Below are 1766 nucleotides of genomic sequence, written 5' to 3' on the forward strand. Positions count from 1 at the left end.
GCTCTTTAACAATTTATCAGACAATCTGTGTGGGCACTCACAAGACAATATCTAACGTCCTCGGACGATAAAATATTAAAGTCTTGAAGAGTGACCAAGCAGTAATTCATTTAGTTGAATTATTACGAAAGTTAATTTTCGAGCATCGCTTAACTTGTTTAAGCAAATCAAGCTTTTAATTGAAGAGTTTGATCATGGCTCAGATTGAACGCTGGCGGCAGGCCTAACACATGCAAGTCGAGCGGTAGCACAAGAGAGCTTGCTCTCTGGGTGACGAGCGGCGGACGGGTGAGTAATGTCTGGGAAACTGCCTGATGGAGGGGGATAACTACTGGAAACGGTAGCTAATACCGCATGACGTCTTCGGACCAAAGTGGGGGACCTTCGGGCCTCACGCCATCAGATGTGCCCAGATGGGATTAGCTAGTAGGTGGGGTAATGGCTCACCTAGGCGACGATCTCTAGCTGGTCTGAGAGGATGACCAGCCACACTGGAACTGAGACACGGTCCAGACTCCTACGGGAGGCAGCAGTGGGGAATATTGCACAATGGGCGCAAGCCTGATGCAGCCATGCCGCGTGTATGAAGAAGGCCTTCGGGTTGTAAAGTACTTTCAGCGAGGAGGAAGGCATTGTGGTTAATAACCGCAGTGATTGACGTTACTCGCAGAAGAAGCACCGGCTAACTCCGTGCCAGCAGCCGCGGTAATACGGAGGGTGCAAGCGTTAATCGGAATTACTGGGCGTAAAGCGCACGCAGGCGGTTGATTAAGTCAGATGTGAAATCCCCGAGCTTAACTTGGGAACTGCATTTGAAACTGGTCAGCTAGAGTCTTGTAGAGGGGGGTAGAATTCCAGGTGTAGCGGTGAAATGCGTAGAGATCTGGAGGAATACCGGTGGCGAAGGCGGCCCCCTGGACAAAGACTGACGCTCAGGTGCGAAAGCGTGGGGAGCAAACAGGATTAGATACCCTGGTAGTCCACGCTGTAAACGATGTCGACTTGGAGGTTGTGCCCTTGAGGCGTGGCTTCCGGAGCTAACGCGTTAAGTCGACCGCCTGGGGAGTACGGCCGCAAGGTTAAAACTCAAATGAATTGACGGGGGCCCGCACAAGCGGTGGAGCATGTGGTTTAATTCGATGCAACGCGAAGAACCTTACCTACTCTTGACATCCAGAGAATTTAGCAGAGATGCTTTAGTGCCTTCGGGAACTCTGAGACAGGTGCTGCATGGCTGTCGTCAGCTCGTGTTGTGAAATGTTGGGTTAAGTCCCGCAACGAGCGCAACCCTTATCCTTTGTTGCCAGCGAGTAATGTCGGGAACTCAAAGGAGACTGCCGGTGATAAACCGGAGGAAGGTGGGGATGACGTCAAGTCATCATGGCCCTTACGAGTAGGGCTACACACGTGCTACAATGGCATATACAAAGAGAAGCGAACTCGCGAGAGCAAGCGGACCTCATAAAGTATGTCGTAGTCCGGATTGGAGTCTGCAACTCGACTCCATGAAGTCGGAATCGCTAGTAATCGTAGATCAGAATGCTACGGTGAATACGTTCCCGGGCCTTGTACACACCGCCCGTCACACCATGGGAGTGGGTTGCAAAAGAAGTAGGTAGCTTAACCTTCGGGAGGGCGCTTACCACTTTGTGATTCATGACTGGGGTGAAGTCGTAACAAGGTAACCGTAGGGGAACCTGCGGTTGGATCACCTCCTTACCTAAAGATAGCGTTAAGTGCAGTGTCCACACAGATTGTCTGATGAA

Annotated in this window: 1 rRNA gene; it reads left to right on the forward strand. The window is 51.1% G+C overall.

The window, feature by feature from the left end:
• Window positions 1-176: 176 nt before the first annotated feature.
• Window positions 177-1719, forward strand: a 16S ribosomal RNA gene (locus tag BN1044_RS13355).
• Window positions 1720-1766: the final 47 nt, after the last annotated feature.

The organism is Hafnia alvei, from assembly GCF_900095695.1.
Taxonomy (GTDB): domain Bacteria; phylum Pseudomonadota; class Gammaproteobacteria; order Enterobacterales; family Enterobacteriaceae; genus Hafnia; species Hafnia alvei_B.